The 18355-nt window shown below is 63.3% G+C and carries 23 protein-coding genes and 1 pseudogene; 11 read left to right on the top strand and 13 right to left on the bottom strand.

Annotated features, from left to right (window positions below):
- Positions 1 to 132 precede the first annotated feature (132 nt).
- On the bottom strand, positions 133 to 1026 hold the full coding sequence (locus tag NLM25_RS20645; protein ID WP_254138179.1) for a LysR family transcriptional regulator: 894 nt from the start codon (positions 1024 to 1026) through the stop codon (positions 133 to 135).
- A gap of 103 nt (positions 1027 to 1129) precedes the next feature.
- On the opposite strand from NLM25_RS20645, the gene NLM25_RS20640 reads away from it, so the two are divergent.
- Entirely contained in the window at positions 1130 to 1870 is a 741-nt protein-coding gene (locus NLM25_RS20640; protein WP_254138178.1) for an SDR family oxidoreductase, read from the top strand.
- Positions 1871 to 1893: 23 nt separating this feature from the next.
- Complete coding sequence (locus tag NLM25_RS20635; RefSeq protein WP_254138177.1) at positions 1894 to 2136, top strand: 4-oxalocrotonate tautomerase family protein; 243 nt, start codon at positions 1894 to 1896, stop codon at positions 2134 to 2136.
- On the opposite strand, the gene NLM25_RS20630 is transcribed toward NLM25_RS20635, so the two are convergent.
- From NLM25_RS20630 to NLM25_RS20620, 3 genes are all read right to left on the bottom strand, one after another.
- Positions 2117 to 2761 (bottom strand): O-methyltransferase, encoded by a 645-nt coding sequence (locus NLM25_RS20630; protein WP_254138176.1) that lies wholly within the window; start codon positions 2759 to 2761, stop codon positions 2117 to 2119. The two genes, NLM25_RS20635 and NLM25_RS20630, sit on opposite strands and share 20 nt — an antisense overlap.
- Positions 2762 to 2829: 68 nt before the next feature.
- Entirely contained in the window at positions 2830 to 3456 is a 627-nt protein-coding gene (locus tag NLM25_RS20625) for a PadR family transcriptional regulator (protein ID WP_254138175.1), read from the bottom strand.
- 127 nt (positions 3457 to 3583) lie between these two features.
- The gene (locus NLM25_RS20620; RefSeq protein WP_254118673.1) at positions 3584 to 4135 is read right to left on the bottom strand and encodes a carboxymuconolactone decarboxylase family protein; all 552 of its coding nucleotides are present in this window, start codon (positions 4133 to 4135) and stop codon (positions 3584 to 3586) included.
- A gap of 68 nt (positions 4136 to 4203) precedes the next feature.
- Between NLM25_RS20620 and NLM25_RS20615 the strand changes: the two genes are divergently transcribed.
- Entirely contained in the window at positions 4204 to 4557 is a 354-nt protein-coding gene (locus NLM25_RS20615) for an MmcQ/YjbR family DNA-binding protein (RefSeq protein WP_254118672.1), read from the top strand.
- Positions 4558 to 4581: 24 nt separating this feature from the next.
- Here the strand turns inward: NLM25_RS20615 and NLM25_RS20610 are convergent, their stop codons facing one another.
- A complete protein-coding gene (locus NLM25_RS20610; protein ID WP_254138174.1) occupies positions 4582 to 5046 on the bottom strand; it encodes a MarR family winged helix-turn-helix transcriptional regulator in 465 nt (154 codons plus the stop codon).
- Between the two features lie 149 nt (positions 5047 to 5195).
- On the opposite strand from NLM25_RS20610, the gene NLM25_RS20605 reads away from it, so the two are divergent.
- From NLM25_RS20605 to NLM25_RS20590, 4 genes and pseudogenes are all read left to right on the top strand, one after another.
- Positions 5196 to 5597 (top strand): Ohr family peroxiredoxin, encoded by a 402-nt coding sequence (locus NLM25_RS20605; protein ID WP_254138173.1) that lies wholly within the window; start codon positions 5196 to 5198, stop codon positions 5595 to 5597.
- An 82-nt stretch (positions 5598 to 5679) separates the two neighbouring features.
- Positions 5680 to 6093 carry a cupin domain-containing protein gene (locus NLM25_RS20600; protein ID WP_254138172.1) on the top strand — a complete coding sequence of 138 codons (414 nt, stop codon included), beginning with the start codon at positions 5680 to 5682 and terminating at the stop codon, positions 6091 to 6093.
- Positions 6094 to 6144: 51 nt separating this feature from the next.
- Positions 6145 to 7015: pseudogene (locus NLM25_RS20595) on the top strand (GNAT family N-acetyltransferase).
- A gap of 55 nt (positions 7016 to 7070) precedes the next feature.
- Positions 7071 to 7466 carry an ester cyclase gene (locus NLM25_RS20590; RefSeq protein WP_254138171.1) on the top strand — a complete coding sequence of 132 codons (396 nt, stop codon included), beginning with the start codon at positions 7071 to 7073 and terminating at the stop codon, positions 7464 to 7466.
- Positions 7467 to 7542: 76 nt separating this feature from the next.
- Here NLM25_RS20590 and NLM25_RS20585 read toward each other — a convergent pair whose 3' ends face one another.
- The 3 genes from NLM25_RS20585 to NLM25_RS20575 form a co-directional block, all read right to left on the bottom strand.
- Entirely contained in the window at positions 7543 to 8763 is a 1221-nt protein-coding gene (locus NLM25_RS20585; protein ID WP_254138170.1) for an MFS transporter, read from the bottom strand.
- 309 nt (positions 8764 to 9072) lie between these two features.
- Positions 9073 to 9663, bottom strand: coding sequence for a DUF308 domain-containing protein (locus NLM25_RS20580; RefSeq protein ID WP_254138169.1), 591 nt, complete (start codon positions 9661 to 9663; stop codon positions 9073 to 9075).
- Between the two features lie 99 nt (positions 9664 to 9762).
- On the bottom strand, positions 9763 to 10347 hold the full coding sequence (locus NLM25_RS20575; RefSeq protein WP_254138168.1) for a TetR/AcrR family transcriptional regulator: 585 nt from the start codon (positions 10345 to 10347) through the stop codon (positions 9763 to 9765).
- A 78-nt stretch (positions 10348 to 10425) separates the two neighbouring features.
- Between NLM25_RS20575 and NLM25_RS20570 the strand changes: the two genes are divergently transcribed.
- On the top strand, positions 10426 to 10923 hold the full coding sequence (locus NLM25_RS20570) for a peptide deformylase (protein ID WP_254138167.1): 498 nt from the start codon (positions 10426 to 10428) through the stop codon (positions 10921 to 10923).
- A 136-nt stretch (positions 10924 to 11059) separates the two neighbouring features.
- Here NLM25_RS20570 and NLM25_RS20565 read toward each other — a convergent pair whose 3' ends face one another.
- Complete coding sequence (locus NLM25_RS20565; RefSeq protein ID WP_254138166.1) at positions 11060 to 11734, bottom strand: TetR/AcrR family transcriptional regulator; 675 nt, start codon at positions 11732 to 11734, stop codon at positions 11060 to 11062.
- 78 nt (positions 11735 to 11812) lie between these two features.
- On the opposite strand from NLM25_RS20565, the gene NLM25_RS20560 reads away from it, so the two are divergent.
- Entirely contained in the window at positions 11813 to 12946 is a 1134-nt protein-coding gene (locus NLM25_RS20560) for an NAD(P)/FAD-dependent oxidoreductase (protein ID WP_254138165.1), read from the top strand.
- 71 nt (positions 12947 to 13017) lie between these two features.
- On the opposite strand, the gene NLM25_RS20555 is transcribed toward NLM25_RS20560, so the two are convergent.
- The 3 genes from NLM25_RS20555 to NLM25_RS20545 form a co-directional block, all read right to left on the bottom strand.
- Positions 13018 to 13380, bottom strand: a complete 363-nt coding sequence (locus NLM25_RS20555; protein ID WP_254138164.1) for a helix-turn-helix transcriptional regulator — start codon at positions 13378 to 13380, stop codon at positions 13018 to 13020.
- Positions 13380 to 14042, bottom strand: a complete 663-nt coding sequence (locus tag NLM25_RS20550) for an SRPBCC family protein (RefSeq protein WP_254138163.1) — start codon at positions 14040 to 14042, stop codon at positions 13380 to 13382. Before NLM25_RS20550 ends, NLM25_RS20555 begins: the two co-directional genes overlap by 1 nt.
- A gap of 155 nt (positions 14043 to 14197) precedes the next feature.
- Positions 14198 to 15451, bottom strand: coding sequence for a serine hydrolase (locus NLM25_RS20545; RefSeq protein ID WP_254138162.1), 1254 nt, complete (start codon positions 15449 to 15451; stop codon positions 14198 to 14200).
- A gap of 319 nt (positions 15452 to 15770) precedes the next feature.
- Between NLM25_RS20545 and NLM25_RS20540 the strand changes: the two genes are divergently transcribed.
- Both NLM25_RS20540 and NLM25_RS20535 read left to right on the top strand, forming a co-directional pair.
- The gene (locus tag NLM25_RS20540) at positions 15771 to 16322 is read left to right on the top strand and encodes a hypothetical protein (RefSeq protein ID WP_254138161.1); all 552 of its coding nucleotides are present in this window, start codon (positions 15771 to 15773) and stop codon (positions 16320 to 16322) included.
- Between the two features lie 106 nt (positions 16323 to 16428).
- On the top strand, positions 16429 to 17253 hold the full coding sequence (locus NLM25_RS20535) for a hypothetical protein (protein WP_254138160.1): 825 nt from the start codon (positions 16429 to 16431) through the stop codon (positions 17251 to 17253).
- 51 nt (positions 17254 to 17304) lie between these two features.
- Here NLM25_RS20535 and NLM25_RS20530 read toward each other — a convergent pair whose 3' ends face one another.
- A complete protein-coding gene (locus tag NLM25_RS20530; RefSeq protein WP_254138159.1) occupies positions 17305 to 18294 on the bottom strand; it encodes a nucleotidyltransferase domain-containing protein in 990 nt (329 codons plus the stop codon).
- Positions 18295 to 18355: the final 61 nt, after the last annotated feature.

Raw genomic sequence — 18355 nt, 5'->3', positions numbered from 1 at the left:
AAAGAAGCGCACGTCCGTTTCAACATCGTCATTGCGAGCGTAGCGAAGCAATCCAGAGTCTTTCCGCGGCAGCAGTCTGGATTGCTTCGCTGCGCTCGCAATGACGGAGTGAGTGGCAATAGCGCGCGTCCCTCACAGCTTCGCCGAAGAAAAAATACCGGATATCCAGTCGAGGAAGACGCGCAGGCGCAGCGCGAGCTGGCGGTTCTGCGGATAGAGCGCGGAGAGCGGCGTCGGCGATGGCGGATAATCCGCGAGCACCTCGACCAGCGCGCCGCTGGCGAGATCGTCCGCGAAGCGATAGCGTGGCGCCTGCACGAGGCCGAAGCCGACCCGTGCGAGATCGGCCATGGTGTCGGAATTGTTGACGCGAACCCGGCTCGGCAACACGATGTGGCGAAGCGCGCCGGCGACGGAAAATTCCAGCGGCAGCACATCGCCGGTACGCGAGGAGACGAATGCGACCATCTGATGCCCGTCGAGCGTATCAGGCGTCGCGGGTATGCCATGGCTGGCGAGATAGGCCGGGCTCGCCACCGTGATCTCCGCGATCGTGCCGAGGCGGCGCAGGATCATGCCGCTGTCTTCGGGCTCGCCCGACCGGATCACGCAATCGATGCCCTCACGCACGAGATCAACCAGCCGGTCCCCCTGCCCGATCTGCAATTCGAGTTGCGGATGACGCGCCAGGAAATCCGGCAGGTGCGGCAGGATGAAGGTGCGGGTCAGCAAGGGATGCGCATCGATGCGCAGCAGGCCGCGCGGTTGCGCATCGCGCATGGCAGCTTCCGCTTCCTCGACCTCCGCCAAAATGGCAACGCAGCGGCGGTAGTAGTCCTCACCGTCGAGCGTCGGCGTGACGTGCCGCGTCGTCCGCTCAAGCAGCCGCGCGCCCAGACGCGCCTCGAGGCCACGTAACACCTCGCTCGCGGTCGAGCGCGGAATGCCGAGATCAGCCGCCGCAGCCGTAAAGCTCTGCCGCTCGACGAGACGGACGAACAGGCGCATGGCGTCAAAGCGATCCATGATCGATTGTTCACCACAGCCGACAAGTGATGGCAAGTCCTACGCGATTATCCGGCCATAGCGACCGGCTATTCTCCCGGCACAGACATCGAGGATATCAGCCATGACCAACCAACATCAGCGCGCCGCCATCGTCACCGGCGGCTCCCGCGGCATCGGCGCAGCGATCGCCCGCCGGCTGGCGCAAGACGGAATCGCGGTTGCGATCAACTATGCGAGCGGCCAAGCGGCTGCCGAGACCCTCGTTGCCGAGATCGGAGCCGCCGGTGGACGCGCCCTCGCTGTCCAGGCTGATCTGGCCGATCCGGCAACGCCGGCGCGGCTGTTCGATGCGGCCGAGCGCAGCTTCGGCGGCGTCGACATCCTCGTCAACAATGCCGGCGTGATGGAGCTCGGGCCGCTCGCTGAGGTGACCGACGAAGCGTTCGCGCGACAGACGTCGATCAACCTCGACAGCGTGTTCCGGTCCATGCGCGAGGCGGCGCTGCGGCTGCGCGACGGTGGCCGTATCGTCAGCTTCTCGTCCAGCGTCATCGGCCTCTATCAGCCCGGCTACGGCGTCTACGCCGCGACCAAGGCCGCGGTCGAGGCCATGACGCACATCCTCGCCAAGGAGCTTGGCGGCCGCCGCATCACCGTCAACGCGGTCGCGCCCGGGCCGGTCGAAACCCGGCTGTTCCTCGAGGGCAAGAGCGAACAGCAGGTGCGCGCGACCGCCGCCATGAACCCGTTCGGCCGCCTCGGCCAGCCCGACGACATCGCCGGCGTCGTCGCCTTCCTTGCGGGACACGACAGCGGCTGGGTCAATGGCCAGGTGATCCGCGCCAATGGCGGCGTGATCTGACGCCTCACACGGGGAGAACCATCATGCCTTTCGCCAACATCAAGATCCCGCAGGCTGCGCTGTCGCGGCCCCAAAAGGCCGAGATCGTGCACCGCCTCACCGCGCTGTTCGTCGACTATTTCGGCGAGGCGGCGCGGCCGCACACGATGGTGCTGATCGAGGAAGTCGGCGACGGCGGCTATGGCCGCGCCGACGAGGTGTTCGTCGTTCCCGACGCGTATCGTGCCAGCGATTCCGGCGCGTCGGTCACTTCACCTTCAGACTGAGCTCCGTGCCACCCTTGAGCGGCAGCGTCATCGACACGAAGCCGTTTTGGGGATCGCGGATGAAGGCGAGATAGTCGGGCTCGGCGTTGTCGTTCATGACGTAGCCGCCGACCAGCAGCTGCGGCGCGACGATCTCGATCACCTCGCGTGCCAGCGACGGGCCCGCCTCGCCCGGCCAGCCGTCGATCAGAACAAAATCGACGGGGCCGCCGAGATCGCGCAGCGTCTGCCGCGCATCGCCCTCGCGGATCTCGGCATAGTCGGCAAGGCCCGCTTCCGCGAGATTGCGCCTGGCGGTTTCGACCTTGGCCGGCACGATCTCCGAGCCGATCACGGTGCCGCCGCCATTGTCGCGGATGGCGGCCGCAAAATACAGCGTGGACATTCCGATCGAGGTGGCGAACTCGGCCACACGCGTGGCGCGCAGGCCACGGCACAGCAGGTAGATCAATTCGCCCTGCTCGGGATGAATCGAAAAGCCCTGCTCTGCATAGGCGTGGGGATCACGGCTGTTGAAGGCGCTGCGCGGGCCGCCGCCGGTCGGCCGCTGCCGCGCGCCTTGCAGGCGCGCGAGGACGGCGTTGATGCGGGGATCCTGAATCGGGCTGTGGGGCCGATCATTCATGCGTTGTCTCACTTCCAGGTCAGTTACTTGCCGGTCGGTGACTTGCCGGCCCGTTACTTGCCGGCCCGTTACTTGCCGAGGATTTCCGCGGCGGCACGATCCAGGATCGCAGCGATGCGGCGGGCCTCGGCGGAGTCGCTGCCGTGCCGGGAGCGCAGCGCGCGCTTGAGATTGTGGCGGGCGCGGTGCAACTCGTCGGATGCACCCGCATCGAGATCGCCGACACCGGCAAAGGCCTCGCGCACCTCGTCCATGCGGCGACCGATCCGCGACAGCGCTTGCAGGATCGCGTCAGCGGTTGCGCGGTTCTCGGCGAGATGTGCCTCGCCCTGCGGCGTGATGCTGTAGAGCTTGCGGCCGCCATCCTGCGCGACGCTGCTGTGGCCGACCTCTTCGAGATAGGTCAGCGCCGGATAGATCACGCCCGGGCTCGGCGTGTAGAAGCCGTCGGACCGCTCCTCGATGATCTTGATCAGCTCGTAGCCATGGGCCGGCTTTTCGGTCAGCAACGCCAGGATCACCAACTGGAGGTCCTGCGAGGACAGCCGCCTGGCGCCGGGAAAGTCCCCGCCCGGGCCGCCGCCGAAGAAGCCATGTCCGCCGCGGCCGAAGCGGTGCCGTCCTCCGTGCCGGCCCATGGCGAAATGGGCGAAATGCCCAAAATGGAAGTCCCTGTGGTCGCGTCCGTGGTGCATATCGTACGTCCTTCTGTAAAATATATCTTACGATATAGCTTGCGATAGACCGACTGCAACCCACAAACCTGTGATCGGGCACTCTGGCGCCGGCGCAGGGCGAAAGACCGGCACCGCCGGCGCGGCGCTACTCGGCGGCTTCGCTGTGGGGGACGCCCTGCTCGACTTCGAGCTGAAGAATGTCGTTGAAGCGGTTGAAGGCCCCGCACAGCGCGATGCGCCAGGTCAGCTCGACGATCTGCGCCTCCGAAAAGTGTGCACGCAGGCGGGCGAAGATCTCGTCGCGGGTCTTGTTCCAGTTGTTGGTGACGGCGATGGAGTATTCAACGACGAGCTTGTCCAGCTCATCGAGCTCGGGATGATCCTTGTAGTCGACGAGGCGCGCGGCGCCCTGCTCCGACACGCCCTGCACCGCGAGCTTCGGCGCGTGGTGCGAGACGCAATAATCGCATTTGTTGAGCAGCGAGACCGTGACCAGCGCGAGCTCGAGATGGCGCTTCGACACCATGCCTTCGCTGGCGAGGTCGACCAGCAGCGACCACATGTGCTTGAAGATCGGCAGCCGATGCGCCATGACGCCGGCCTGGTTCTCGAACGCACCGTAGGTTGTCATCTTGTCCCACAGCGGTCTCAGCGCCTCCGGCAAATCGTCCCTGGTCTTGATCGAAACGCGCGACATGGCCTTCATCCCTGGTTGGAACCCGCATGCTGCCATAAAGGCTCGTCCCGCGTCTCGGTCGCGATCGCATGACACCCAAGACATTCGAAGCACGCTGCCTGCGCCTTCCCGCCGCCACCAAGGTCGTGCAGTGGGAAGGCACCTCCGTGTTCAAGGTCGGCGGCAAGATGTTCGCACTCGGCGGCGGCTTTGCCGCGGGCTCCGGCGGCTACATGTTCAAGGCCTCGGACATGGCTTATGGAATGCTGATCGAGCAAGGAATCGCGCGACCAGCGCCGTATCTTGCGCGCGCCAAATGGGTGCAGCTCGTCAGCAACAGCGCGCTGTCCGATGCCGAGCTCACGGCCTATCTCGTTCAGGCGCACGCGCTGATCGTTACGAAGCTCACGCGCAAGTCGCGCAAGGTGTTGGGACTGGAGTGAGCGCAAGCGCCGGTGCGCCGCGCCTCAAGATTTCTCTCCGGCCCTGGTGTTGCGCAGAAGATTGTCGCGCAGTCGGCTCACCGTCGTCTGCACCACCGGAAAATCGTCGCCGAGGCCGGTCGCCTCGATCACGGATTGGCCGAGGTCCTGCTCGATCAGTTTTCGTCCCGCCGGCGTCAGGCTCACCCGCACCTGCCGCTCGTCCGCGGGATCGCGGTGGCGTTTGAGGTACCCCATCTGCTCGAGCTTCTTCAGGATCGGCGTCAGCGTGTTGGATTCCAGGAACAGCTTCTCGCCCAGCGCGCTGACCGTCAGCTCGTCCTCGTCCGACAGCGCCACCAGGGCGATGTACTGGGTGTAGGTCAGCCCGACCTTGTCGAGGAGCGGCTTGTAGGCGCGGCCGAAGGCCAGATTGGCCGAATAGACGGCAAAGCACAGGAAATTCGACAGTTTTCGGCCTTTGCCGGCAGCTTTGGCATTACGGGCCATCGGAACCTCCGCAATTCGTGATCCGCCGACCGATATAAATCGTATCCGATTAAATCGGAAGAGCTTGACCGCCGACTGAGACGAGTTTATTTCACATCGCATCCGATTAGATCGGATACGATGCAAATCAATTTCGAAAGGATATCGTCATGTCATCCGCTGCGAAGCTTCTCTTCACGGGCAAGACCCACGTCACCTCCGGCGCCGACGGCGCCGCACGCTCCAGCGACGGCTCTCTCGACATCAAGCTGGCCCAGCCGCATCCGGCCGCCGAAAACCTGTTCGCCGCCGCATGGTCGGCCTGCTATCTCGGCGCGCTCGGACTCGCCGCGGCCCAGCGCAAGGTCAAGCTGCCGAGCGAGCCCTCGGTCGACACCGCGATCGACCTGAACAACGCCAATGGCGCCTTCTTCCTCCGCGCCCGGCTCGACGTCAGCGTGCCCGGTGTCGACCGCGCCGTGGCGCAGGAACTGATCGAGGCCGCCCACGGCATCTGCCCCTATTCCAAGGCGGTGCACGGCAACATCGAGGTGACCACGACCCTCGCCTGACCCTTCCCACCCGACGCGGACCGGCCGGACATCGGCCGGGCCCGCGCGGTGCCGACAATCGAGAGCTCACAAGGAGTCGACCATGAGCCACCGTTCGTTGCACGCCGTGCGCCTTCTCGCCAGCGCAGCCGTGCTCGCCACCAACCTTCTCACGCTGCCGGCAGCGGCGCAGCCGGCCGGTGTCACGCGCACCGACCTTCAGCGCCACGATCTCAGCGCGCCCGGGCGCGAGGCCGTGCAGGTGCGCGTAGACCTTGCCCCCGGCGCGGCGTTCGGCCGCCACACCCATCCCGGCGAAGAGATCATCTACGTGCTGGCGGGCGCCATCGCATACGACGTCGACGGCAAGCCGCCGGTGACGCTGAAGGCGGGCGACGTGTTGTTCATCCCCGCCGGAAGGGTGCATGCGGCGAAGAACGTCGGCCAGGACACCGCGAGCGAGCTTGCGACCTATATCGTCGAGAAGAACAGGCCGCTGCTGACGCCGGTGAAGTGAGACCGGCCGTTTCGATTGACACCCGCACGATGTCTGACTAAAGTCAGATATATGCTCGACCCCGTCTCCCGCGTCCGCCGCTTCAACCGTGCCGTGACCTCCGCCGTCGGCGCGCTCGACAATTCGTTCCTGGGACGCGGGCGGCCGCTCGGTGCAGCGCGCGTGCTCAATGCGATCGGGCATGGGCGCTCGGATGTCGCCGAGATCCGCGACTATCTCGGCCTCGACTCCGGACTGATGAGCCGGTTGCTCCGCAGCCTCGAGGACGAAGGCCTGGTCGAAACCACGACGCATGAGAACGATGCGCGCCGCCGTGTGGCGACGTTGACGCGGGCGGGCCGGCGCGAGTTCGCAGCCTACGAGGCGCTCTCGAATACGCAGGCCGAAGGCCTCCTGTCGCAACATTCGCAGCGCGAGGCGCTGCTGGCGGCGATGGACCTGATCGCCTCAGCGCTGACGCGCGAGCGGGTCACGCTGGACGAGATGGATCCGCAAAGCGAACAGGCCCGCCATTGTCTCGGCGCGTACTATGCCGAGCTCGGCCCGCTTCAAGCAGGGTTTTGACGTGTCGCTGTCGCGCGATCCCGATGCCAAAGACATGCGCCGGCCGCGCGGCACCTTCATCGTCGCGATGTCCGACACGCTCCCGATCGGCTGCGTCGGACTGAAGGGAACGGATCGCGGCTATGCCGAGATCAAGCGTCTCTGGGTCGCCCCCGCCGCGCGCGGATTGCGGCTCGGCCGGCGCCTGATGGACGCGGCCGAGGACGCCGCACGCGAGCTTGGCATCGCGCTGCTGCGGCTCGACACCAACAGTGCGCTCCCCGAAGCGGGCCAGCTCTACCGCACCACGGGCTGGACCGAGATCCCGCGCTTCAACGACGATCCCTACCCGGATCTATTCTTCGAAAAACGGCTGTGAGCTGAGCCACACCTCCTCTCCTCCGCGTTATCATCGAAGCCTTGGGAGCTTCGATATGACCAAAGACCACCTCGCCGGCATCTACCGCGATTACATCGCCTGCCTGAACCGGCAGGATTGGCCGGCGCTCGGGCAGTTCGTGCATGACGACGTCGCCCACAATGCGCGGCCACTCGGGCTGTCAGGCTATCGCGCGATGCTGGAGCGGGATTTTCGCGAGCTTCCGGACCTGCATTTCGACATCGAGCTGCTGATCTCCGATCCGCCCAACATTGCTGCCCGGCTGAAGTTCGACTGTTCGCCGGTCGGGACATTTCTGGGACTTGCCGTCAACGGGAAGCGCGTGTCCTTCTGCGAGAACGTGTTCTACGAGTTTCGCGAGGATAGGATTTGGCAGGTGTGGTCGGTGGTCGACAAGGCCGCGATCGAGGCGCAGCTGAAAGTGCCGTAGCCCGGATGAGCGCAGCGACATCCGGGATGCCACGAGCACTGTCCCGGGTGTCGCTTCGCTCATCCGGGCTACAAGATCACGCCGTCGCCGCCGCCGTCTCCCCTTGCGGCTTGGCAAACGGCCTGAAATTCATCGCCATCAGGAAGGCACCCAGGCCCATCGCCCAGGAGGCGATGTAGAGCCAGGCGTAGCTGGAGAACGCGTCGTAGATCAGGCCGCCGGCGAGCGGGCCGGTCGCCATGCCGAGGCTGCCGGCCATCGCCGTACCGCCGATCACCGTGCCCATCATGCGCAGCGGAAAGTTTTCGCGCACCAGCACGGCATAGAGCGGCATGGTGCCGGCATAGATGAATCCGAACACGGCGCCGACCGCGTAGAACGTCGCGAGCTGCTGCGCGAACACATAAGCGAGCGCGCCGAACGCCTGCAACAACAGGCCCGTCACCAACACACGCTTGGCGCCGAAGCGATCGCCGAGCAGCCCGAAGGCGATGCGGCCGCCCATGCCGGCAAAACCCTCGATGCTGTAGATCGTCACCGCCGCGATCAGCGGGATGCCGCAGCTCACGGCATAGCTGACGGTGTGGATGATCGGGCCGGAATGGGTGGCGCAGCAGAAGAAATTGGTGGCGAGCAGGATCATGAATTGCGGCGAGCGTAGCGCCTCCCCCATCGACATCTCCCCTTGCGGCCCGCCCTCGCCCATTGGTGCGGCCACGGCATGCGCGAGCGCGGGCGGACGGCGCACCAGGAACGAGACCGGGATCATGATGGCGCCGACCACCAGCGCCACGATCTGCATCGAGGTGCGCCAGTCGTGGCCGGAGACGAGCCAGGCCGCGAGCGGCGCCATCGTCATCGGCGCCATGCCCATGCCGGCCGACACCAGCGACACCGCAAGGCTGCGATGGGTGTCGAACCAGCCGGTGACGGTCGCCATCATCGGCGCGAAGATCGCCGCGCAGGAGGCGCCGACCAGCAGGCCGAACACGAACTGGAACGCCAGCAGCGAGGTCGCGTGGCTCGCGGCGAACAGGCTGAGCGACAGCACCGCTGATCCCGTCAGCACCACCGGCAGCGGCCCGAATTTGTCCGTCAGCGTGCCCCAGGCCATGCTGGTGAAAGCCATTGCCAGAAAGCCGATCGTCATCGCGCTGGAGATGCCTGTCACCGACCATCCGGTGTCTTTTGCGATCGGCTGCAAGAACACCGGGAGCGAAAACATGCCGCCGATCGCGACGCAGCCGAGCAAGCCGCCCGCGGCCACGATCACCCAGCGATAGGAGGAAGCGTTCATATTGGTCTCCCGTCAGGTCCGTCTGGGTGGAAGACGAATGGGAACCGCGCAGGCCGACAAGACAACGGTACTTTAATTTTCGCGCCATCAATTCCGATGGCCGCTTCGTGCACAAGGACGGCACGCCCTATCCGGACTCATTCGCCAGTCCGACGCGCCCGTCAAACAAAAATCTCGAAAACAACCCCATGCACAGTAGACGGCCCCTGCGGGATCAATGACTTACGATGCGCATCAACTGCAAGACCGCGATTTGACTCGTCGGGCAAAACACCGGCATCATGTCATGATCCCGCCACCGCTATCGTATCATCCCAACTGAGCTCGCTTGGCGCGCTGACGCCATTCGCCGACGGTGAGCCACACTGCAGAAACCAGGAAGTAGACCGCGCCGACCGCGGCATAGCCCGTGACAGTCGCGATCGTTGGAGACATCGGCGTCGTCGCCTGAAAGATGAAGAAGCCGCCGGCGAGTGCCGACTGGCCACCGCTGAGCACCATGGCCCATTGCGCTCCGTAACTTTTCCAGCGCCGGATCGCCGTTCCCAGCTGAAGCAACCCCGATAGAATCGCCCACATCCCGAAGACACCGAGCACCCAATTCATGCTCATCTGCAACGCGATGAGGACGGCGATCGTCGTCGCAAGGCTGACCACGACGTTCAGCACCTGCGTACGGTTTTGATTGAGCCCGCCGCTGCGCAAGCCATCCACGAAGTTGGCCGCGGCGTCCCATGCCGGATAGAGCGCGAGCAAGACGCCGGCGATCGCCGGGGACGACGGTCCGACGGCGAACGCAGCAACGACCCAGGCGATCGAGAACGCAGCTCGCAGGAAATAGTACTGCTTCAGCCATCGCTCGCGATCGGCCCGAACGAGATCCAGTTGATAATGCGCCACTTCGCTCTCCTTTACCTACTAGTTGGTAGTTTATACACGCAACAGATCACCCTCACCCGCAGCCTGCCCGCGGGCGTGTCGTCGTCTCGCCGAAATGTTTCAGTGCCTGGTCGACAGCCGCTCCAGCAGCGGAGCGGTAATCACGCCGAACATCTTCGGATCGCCATAGGCGCGCGCCGACAGCATCGCGCCGTGAATGGTGGCCATGAATCCTTCAGCTTCGACCTTGGCTGAGCTCGAGAGTTGAAGCCGTCCCTTCCGCTTGCCGCGCTCCATCACCGATGTCAGCCAGGACGCCAGCGAACGGAAGTGCGCGCGGACTTCGAGCGCCACCTCCTCCGGCAGGATCGGAAGCTCGCTGGCCAGCATTGCACCGACGCAGAATGGAGCCGTCGCATCCGCGATGCACGCCTCCCAGTAAGCGACGTAGCTTTTGAGCTGGTCGCGCGGATCAGGGACGTTGCGCTCCAGTGCCGCCAGTCCCGCCTCGGCTTCCGCGCGATAGCGCGACACGAGCGTGCGAACCAGATCGACCTTGCTCGCGAAATGATGGTGGATGCTCGGCTTGCGGATGCCGACGACGTCGGCGACGTCGGCGTAGCTGAAGCCGTTATAGCCGCCCGCGATGATCAGGGTGCGCGCGCAGGCCAGGATGTCGTCGGCGGTCGTGGAGACGTTGGTCATGGCCGATTAGCTACCTTCCAGTTGGTAGGGCGTCAAGAATGAGATGCTTCAACGATCCGTGAGTGGTAGGAGCCGTGCATGGCCATTCGCCCGATCGTTCGTTATCCCGACCGCCGCCTCGCAGCCCCTGCCCGTCCTGTCACGGCATTCGACGATGGCTTGCGCGAGCTCGCAGCCGACCTGCTCGAGACCATGCGCGCCGCGCCCGGCATCGGGATCACGGCGCCGCATATCGGCGTGCCCCTGCGGCTCGTCGTGCTCGAACTGGATGCCAAAGTCGGTCCGCAGACCTACGTCAACCCGGAGATCGAATGGGCCTCGCCCGAGATGATCCTGCACAAGGAAGGCAGCGTCTCGATGCCCGGCGTCAACGACGAGGTCCAGCGCCACGCCCGCGTGCGGATCAGCTATCAGGATCTCGACGGCAACATGCAAAGCGAGGAGTCCGACGGCCTGCGCGCCGTCTGCCACCAGCACGAGATCGACCAGCTTAACGGCATGTTCTGGATCCAGCGGTTGTCGCGGCTGAAGCGCGAGCGGCTTGTGAAGAAGTACGAGAAGATATCGCGCCCGTAGAGCGGATTAGCGACTTGTCCGCCGAAGCTCGAAGAGCGAAGGCGGAAGCGTAATCCGCCATCTTGAGCGCGGCGTGGTGAGAGATGGCGGATTACGCCTGCGGACTGGGCTTCGCGCAGCCGCTGGCTAATCCGCCCTACACTCGGACGATCGCAATCCCCGCCAGGATCAAATCGATGCCAGTAAGAAACTGCTCGCGGTCGTCGTGGTCGCGGAGCTGCGTCGCCATCTGACGCACGAAGGGATATTTCGCGGGGTCGAGTGCCGCCCACTTGCCCGCGACACCTGCGAGAAAGGCCGATCGGTCTGTTCCGGGGGCAACAAGGCGTGCGTTCGCGGCGTTCTGTCCTGCGACGCCGAGAATGTAATGCACGAGCGCTGAGGCGGAATCGAACTGCGCGGCCTCGGGCACGCCGAGCGCCTGGAGCCGCCCACCGACGCTCTCGATGATCTCCAGCATCGCGGGCCGCCACGGCTCGCGGAAGAGCTGGGCGCCGACCCAGGGATGGGCGTCGATCGCGTCGAACACGCCGAGCGCCACCGTGCGGATCGCCTCGCGCGGCTTTACGGCACCGGCCACCTCGCTCATGACACGCGCGATGACCTCGTCCGTCGCCGCAGCCAGCAGCTCGCTCTTGTCGGCGACGTGCCAGTAGATCGCCCCGCTCCCTGTCGCCAGATGCGCTGCGAGCGCGCGGACGGTCAGCGCGCCCTCGCCGCCGGCATCGAGGAGCTCGATCGCGGCCGCGATGATCCGCTGCCGGGAGAGTGCGTCGGTGCGCCGTTCAATTCGGTGGGTCTTCTTGGCCATGGACGCCAGCTTGACACGAATGGAACGCTGCTCCAATAGTCTGGAACACCGTTCCATTGCATTGGTGAAGGATCTCCGATGACGCCATCGGTCACGATTATCGGTGCAGGCCTCGGCGGCCTCACCCTCGCCCGCGTTCTCCACGTTCATGGCATTCCTGCCACCGTCTACGAAGCCGAGGCTTCGGCAATGGCGCGGACGCAGGGCGGGATGCTGGACATCCACGACGACAGCGGACAGCTGGCCCTCAAGGTAGCAGGCCTGTTCGACGAATTCCGCGGGCTCATCCACGAGGGCGGCCAGGCCTCACGTGTGCTCGACCGGAACGGCAGGGTGCTGCTCGATGAACCCGATGACGGCACGGGCGGACGACCTGAGGTGCCTCGGGGCGCTCTGCGGAATATCCTCCTGGAATCCCTTCCGCCGGAGATGATCCAATGGGGCAAGAAGCTCGCGCGTGTCGTCACGCGCGGCGGGCGGCATGAGTTGACATTCGCCGACGAGTCCAGCGTGAGCACGCAGCTGCTCGTGGGCGCGGATGGCGCATGGTCGAAGGTGCGACCGCTGGTGTCGGATGCGACGCCAGAATATGTCGGCACGTCGTTCATCGAAACTTATCTGCGCGACGCTGACCAGCGGCACGCCGCTGCGGCCGCAGCGGTCGGCGGCGGCGCGTTGTTCGCGAATGCACCCGGCAAGGGCATTTTTGCGCACCGCGAGCCGGACGGCGTGCTTCACGCCTATCTCGCGCTGAACCGCTCCGCCGAATGGATCGCCGCCATCGATTTTGCCGACATCCCCGCAGCGACGGCGCGCATCGCGGCCGAGTTCGACGGCTGGGCGCCTGATCTCACCGCGCTGATCACCGACGCCGATACACCGCCGGTGCTGCGCATGCTCCACGCGCTGCCGAATGACCATCGATGGGACCGCGTGGCCGGCGTGACGCTGCTGGGCGATGCCGCACACCTGATGCCGCCGGCCGGCGACGGCGCGAACCTCGCGATGCTCGATGGCGCCGAGCTCGGCAAGGCCATCGCCGCACGCCCCGACGATAGCGAAGCCGCGCTTGCGGCTTACGAGGATGCGATGTTCGCTCGCAGCCAGTCGGCCGCGGTGGGTGCTCACCAGATTTTGGAGCTCTGCCTTGGCGAGCATGCGCCATTCAGCCTGGTGGAGTTCTTCACCGGGATGCGCGAACGGAGTCCGTAGGGCGGGTTGGCGACTTGTCCGCCGAAGCTCGAAGAGCCAAGGCGGAAGCGTAATCCGCCGTCCATCAGCGCTCAGGCCCTCTTCCCGCCCCGTTTGGTGATTGGGGCGTTGCGGCGCTCACGTTTGCCGCGCGCGATTTCCGTCGCCAGCGCTTCGAGCTTCGGCTCCCAGAAATTCCGGAACCGGCCGATCCACGCATCCACCGCCCGAAGCCCGGCAGCATCGACCGAATAGAGCCGTCTCTGCGCCTCCGCCCGAACCGTCGCAAAGCCGCTCTCGCGCAGCACCTTGAGGTGCTGCGACACGGCGGCCTGCGTGATCCCGAACTCGGCCCCGATCACCTCGACGACCTCGCCGGACGTCATTTCGCCAGGCGCCAGCAGCTCGAGGATACGACGGCGCACGGGATCGGCGAGGACTTCGAAGACGTGCATCAGCTTCCTGTGCCTGGATGAGCGACGTCGGGCGGCATCTCGCCGCGATAGAACGCGATGGTGCGATCCGAGCGCTGCTTCGCCGTGTCGGGATCGACCCCGCTTGCGACATGCGCTGCGCGCCAATATTCGCCGCTAGTCGTCATGAAGTCCTTGCCTGCGGGAGAGCCCATCCACGCCTCGGCCGTCTCATGGTCGACCGATGCCCCGGTGGCAAGATATCGCTCCAGTCCCGCAATGGCGAGGTCCCAGCCAATACCCACCGCACCCGGGCCGAACTGATCCCAATGATCCTCGATGATCGCGGTGTGCTCCAGCGTCAAACGCGCCTGGCCCCGTTCAGCGGCCAGCCGGACGTCGATCCACGTCACCGCGCCGCCGAATTCCCACGTTGCTGCAAAATGGGTCGGAGGCGTGCACGCCGTGATGGTGCCGCCCGCGTTCCCCTTGAGCTGGTATCGTCCGCCGATCTGGAGGTCTCCCTCGACCGGCAAAAACCAGCGCGGAATGCGCTCCTTGCTCGTCACGGCGTCCCAGAGATCGTCGACGCTCGTCTCGTAAAGCCGTGTCAGCGTCACCGCGCTGGCCGCCTTCCCGTCTTTCTCAAGGTTCTTCACCGACCGTGTCACAAGCCCCAAAACCCTGGCCACGTCGATCTCCATTGCGTTTCTCCTTTTTATCGTTGAGCGCAAGATGAATATCGGCCAAGACTAATATAAGTCAATCCTTATATTCAGCGGATTGGCGAAGCCCAATCCGCCACCTTGAGCGCAACTTGGCGAGAGATGGCGGATTACGCCTACGCGATCATCGCGACCTACCCGCCCGCCATCAGCTCCTTCGCCACCGCCATGTACGCCGGCAGCGTCACGGGATCATTGGCGGCGTTGCCCGCGACCGGATGCGAGGCGTAGCGCGCGATCACCATCTCGGCCCTGGGATCGATGTAGATGCCCTGGCCGTGAACGCCGCGCGCCATGTAGGCGCCGTGCGCATTGTGCGTGACCCACCATTGATTGCGGTAGGACGCGCCCGGCAGCGTGGTGTAGCCGGCCGGCTTGAACTTTTCGGGGTCGCCACCGCGCGCGATGTCCTCGACCACCGATGATGGCACGATCTGGCGGCCGTTGAAGCGGCCGTGATTGCGGATCATCTCGCCGAAGCGGGCGAGATCGCGCAACGTGGTGGAGAGGCCGCCACCGCCGCTCTCGGTGCCGATGCGATCGACGTGATAATGCGCGTCCTCCTCCGCGCCCATGGGCGCCCAGATACGCTCGGAGAGCAGGTCGGACAACGTCATGCCGCTGGCGCGCCTGATGATCCAGGCCAGCACGTCGGAATTGACGGTCTTGTAGGCAAACGCCTTGCCGTGCTCGCCTTGCTTCTTCTGCGCCACGAGAAAATCGAAGATATTGGTCGCGCCCTCATAGTCCGGCGGGATCGGCGCCATGCCGTTGGCGCGCCGCAAGCCCCATACGGCGGAATTCTTGTCGGTATAGATCTCGGTGTATTCGAGCCCCGTGGTCATATCCATGGCCTCGTGCACGCGCGCATCACCGAACGCGCTGGCCTTCAGCTCCGGCACATAGTCGGTGATCGGCGCCTGCGGATCGATCTTGCCTTCGGCCATCAAAATGCCGGCGAGCGTGCCGGTGAACGATTTCGTCACCGACATCGCGATATGCGGCTTGTGCGGCTTCAACGCACCAAAATAGCGCTCATAGATCAGCTTGCCCCGATGCAGCACCGCGATGCCGTCGGTGTAGGTCTCCTCCAGCATTTTTGCGAAGGTCATGGGCCGACCGTCCATCGTGGTCGAGGCGACCGCGCCGATGTCATGGTCCGCGCGCGGAAGAGGTGACGCAGGCCCCGCCCCGCGCCAGACGTTCACCGTCGGCACCAGCTGGCGGATGTTGCTCCAGGCCCAGCGCAGCTCGGGGAAGCTGCGGAAGGAGCCGTCCTGGAAGGTGATGGTGCGATCGGGGGACGGAGGGAAGCCCTGCATCCAGCCGAGGGTTTCGGGGTTAGTTTGGGCAGCGGGCGACTGGCTAGAGGTGGGCACGACGGACATCGAGACGGGCTCCTGAGGCTGCGGCGCGAGTTCGTATCACGGGGAAGCATAGCCCGCAGCCCACGTTCGTGCTGAAGTGATGATGGTCAACGAGAAGCCGCGCCGGGCCAGCGATCGCGGCTAGTGCACACCCGCCCCGATCTCCGGGGCTTAAGACCCTGCAATCAGTCGATTCAAACTGCATTGCACTGCAAAATGTCAGATATCTCAGGAGAAAGCTCCCGAAAGGACGCGGAGGAGTTGACGACTCGCGATTTAGTAGAGTGTTCTGGACCTTACCCGCTAATGCTTTTCCTTTGGGTCTGGTTGGAGGCGATTTGTGCACGTACCCGATGCAGCCGTAGGCGCCATAACGGCGGCCCTCATTGCAGGGATCATATCCTTCCTCGGGCTGATTATTAGCAAAGAGCAGAAGACGTCTGAATTTCGACAGGCTTGGATTGACGCACTGCGTGCCGACCTAACGGCCTATCTCACGCAAGTTAACGCCATCAATGACGCGACAAAGGTCAGATATGCAGACCACGCAAAAAAGGTGGAAGCACTCCGACCATTGTACATTCCGCTGAATAACTCGACTTTCAACATTTTGCTGCGCGTAAACCCAGCGGAGCCCAAATCCAAGAAGCTCCTGAGTGCAATGGAAGCATTTAACGAACTTACTGCCGACGAAGCAAAACTCACTGCAGAAAATATTCGTGCCGTTGAGAACGAGTTTCTGACGTCATCGCAGATTTTACTTAAAGCCGAATGGCGTCGCGTGAAATCCGGGGAGTGGACATTCAGAGCGGCAAAGTGGCTCGCGGTGATAGTGGTTCTAATCTCTGCAGCAGCCGGTCTTTTCGTAGCATATCGAGCGCTCTGGCCGTGAATAAGTTCATGCAGAGCTCATCATCGCGATTAGCATTTCCCAAATCGGAACGCAGCGAACTGCGCGCACCTGGCAAACTCAATAATTTCGTGGACTCAAGCAAAGCATGGCAGAAGTAATTCCGTTTCGACTAAGGCTAACTGGCGACACTGCGGACCGACATCAGTTCCAAGGCTACGACGGTTATATGGCCCTCGCAGGGTTCGCTTGGACTTTAGCGCTTGTTACTAATTATGCGGAAACAGGGAAGATCCGGCAGCGCGGTGAATTTCTCGGCCGAAATGCTGTCCGGGCAAGCGCGCCGGCCGCGGGGAGCATAATCGCTGACTTTGCCGTTTGGCTTGAACAAAATCCTGCGCAGGTGCTTGGCATCGGCAGCGCGGTCGCCTCAGTATTCCTATACGATCTCGTGCGTCGCGTAATCGCACGGAACCTCGGAGATCACAATCTGTCCGAGACGCCCGAGTTCAAGCAGCTTCTAGCGAGGCGCGCGGGCGACGTGGAAGCACTGGTCGCAAAGGTTGAACCCGCAGTACGTCAGACTCATGCCGTCATCGGGAATGGCGCCAGAAAGATGCAAATCCTTGGTGGGCACAACATAATCAACACCTACGATGAACGAACACGAGACTACGTCAAACTAAACATCGAAGATGATCAGGAAATTGAGAGCGATTTCAGCGTCTCAGCATTTAACGTGAACTCTGGATACGGCTCGGTCTTTGATAATAGATTGGGTCGAACTGTACCAATCAGCATGTCTCGAGAAGTTCTTCGTAAAGTCAGCAATGTTTTTACGTGGGGGCTTGATCAGTATGCAAATAAGACTGGTGGCCGGATCGTCATGAAGTACACCCGCATTTTAGCGATGGACGGAACCCCCAAACGGTACGTCGTCCAATCCGCAAAGCGCATGACGCGACGTGATTGAGACAAAGGCATCCGGCGAATGGAATTTTGATCCACCTTCGCTTGACGCCGGCTACGGCCCCTTTTGCGGGAGACGTACCACGACGGTCCTCACGAACGGACTATGAGTCTCAAAACTGAAATCGCTTTCCCACTTCGGATCATCCACTGCGACATCGTGGGCGACAAAAATGACAAAGAGAAGCGCTCCAACATTAGCGTTATGTGCATAGAAGCTCGACAGACCTCCCAAGGTCTTTACAACATCGCTCTTCTTTCCAACACTATCGATAAACTTCATTTCGATGATCAGCTTACCATCGAAGAGGCTGAAATCAGATGACTTACTCTGCCCATCGTAGCGCACGGCGACCTCTTCTCTGCCAAGACCGGGCAGCCAGGGCTTAACCACCGTGAAGAAGAGATTCTGGCAGTCATACTCGGACGAAAGGTTAACGCTCCAACCCGACTTGGCGACGCCCTTCTGCCCAAGATCGGAGGGTTTAAAAGCCATGCGCCGGATCACATCGACGATTTGGCCAACCGCTTTGTCAAGTGTGTCACCGATGTACGGCTGGATCGGGAGGCCTCGGTCCTCCACCGTTTTTCGCTTCGTCGACCAGACCATGTCGGTCCAAGACGCATCTGGCATGACCGTCATTTTGAAGTCGATGCCCTTAGCAACATCAAAGGTCCAATCGCCCGTATCGCGAAAGGCAAAATCGACAAAGCCGCTTGGGCGCGTCCAAAGTAACGTCGCGTCGAGCTTACCCACCAACGCTGTGAAGTCTGCGGCGTGAACGGAACTGTCATTAGCTGCGCTTGTTGCCCGAGCTTCCGTGCACAGAAAAAAATCCAGGGCCGTGCAACGCTTAATCGCAAATGCCCTCAGCGCACTCAACTTTGTTGGTTTGTTTGGATCTGAGCGAACAATCAGGTCGCAATCCGACCGAAGGCTTCCTGTCCCGTACGCACGCGATCCGAATAGATAGATCTCGGAGATCGCCGACTCCTGCTGAACAAGCAACTCAATGTACTTCCGAAGGTTGTGCTTTGTAGCCAAGGTCGCTCTCTCAACAAACGTCGACTAGAGGCCGTTAATAAAGTCAGGCTTTGTTGTCCAA

The organism is Bradyrhizobium sp. CCGB01, from assembly GCF_024199795.1.
In the GTDB taxonomy this organism is placed as follows: domain Bacteria; phylum Pseudomonadota; class Alphaproteobacteria; order Rhizobiales; family Xanthobacteraceae; genus Bradyrhizobium.
Note: the sequence above shows the minus strand (reverse complement) of the source record. Positions and strands in the feature narration are given on the sequence as shown.

Coding starts and splice junctions, on each gene's coding strand:
- NLM25_RS20620 (WP_254118673.1), bottom strand. CDS start 4,135: ATGTCGCGCGTTTCGATCAAGACCAGGGACGATTTGCCGGAGGCGCTG.
- NLM25_RS20565 (WP_254138166.1), bottom strand. CDS start 11,734: ATGGCCAAGAAGACCCACCGAATTGAACGGCGCACCGACGCACTCTCC.
- NLM25_RS20630 (WP_254138176.1), bottom strand. CDS start 2,761: ATGAATGATCGGCCCCACAGCCCGATTCAGGATCCCCGCATCAACGCC.
- NLM25_RS20635 (WP_254138177.1), top strand. CDS start 1,894: ATGCCTTTCGCCAACATCAAGATCCCGCAGGCTGCGCTGTCGCGGCCC.
- NLM25_RS20535 (WP_254138160.1), top strand. CDS start 16,429: ATGGCAGAAGTAATTCCGTTTCGACTAAGGCTAACTGGCGACACTGCG.
- NLM25_RS20545 (WP_254138162.1), bottom strand. CDS start 15,451: ATGTCCGTCGTGCCCACCTCTAGCCAGTCGCCCGCTGCCCAAACTAAC.
- NLM25_RS20640 (WP_254138178.1), top strand. CDS start 1,130: ATGACCAACCAACATCAGCGCGCCGCCATCGTCACCGGCGGCTCCCGC.
- NLM25_RS20585 (WP_254138170.1), bottom strand. CDS start 8,763: ATGAACGCTTCCTCCTATCGCTGGGTGATCGTGGCCGCGGGCGGCTTG.
- NLM25_RS20605 (WP_254138173.1), top strand. CDS start 5,196: ATGTCATCCGCTGCGAAGCTTCTCTTCACGGGCAAGACCCACGTCACC.
- NLM25_RS20550 (WP_254138163.1), bottom strand. CDS start 14,042: ATGGAGATCGACGTGGCCAGGGTTTTGGGGCTTGTGACACGGTCGGTG.
- NLM25_RS20555 (WP_254138164.1), bottom strand. CDS start 13,380: ATGCACGTCTTCGAAGTCCTCGCCGATCCCGTGCGCCGTCGTATCCTC.
- NLM25_RS20645 (WP_254138179.1), bottom strand. CDS start 1,026: ATGGATCGCTTTGACGCCATGCGCCTGTTCGTCCGTCTCGTCGAGCGG.
- NLM25_RS20560 (WP_254138165.1), top strand. CDS start 11,813: ATGACGCCATCGGTCACGATTATCGGTGCAGGCCTCGGCGGCCTCACC.
- NLM25_RS20615 (WP_254118672.1), top strand. CDS start 4,204: ATGACACCCAAGACATTCGAAGCACGCTGCCTGCGCCTTCCCGCCGCC.
- NLM25_RS20610 (WP_254138174.1), bottom strand. CDS start 5,046: ATGGCCCGTAATGCCAAAGCTGCCGGCAAAGGCCGAAAACTGTCGAAT.
- NLM25_RS20600 (WP_254138172.1), top strand. CDS start 5,680: ATGAGCCACCGTTCGTTGCACGCCGTGCGCCTTCTCGCCAGCGCAGCC.
- NLM25_RS20570 (WP_254138167.1), top strand. CDS start 10,426: ATGGCCATTCGCCCGATCGTTCGTTATCCCGACCGCCGCCTCGCAGCC.
- NLM25_RS20575 (WP_254138168.1), bottom strand. CDS start 10,347: ATGACCAACGTCTCCACGACCGCCGACGACATCCTGGCCTGCGCGCGC.
- NLM25_RS20625 (WP_254138175.1), bottom strand. CDS start 3,456: ATGCACCACGGACGCGACCACAGGGACTTCCATTTTGGGCATTTCGCC.
- NLM25_RS20590 (WP_254138171.1), top strand. CDS start 7,071: ATGACCAAAGACCACCTCGCCGGCATCTACCGCGATTACATCGCCTGC.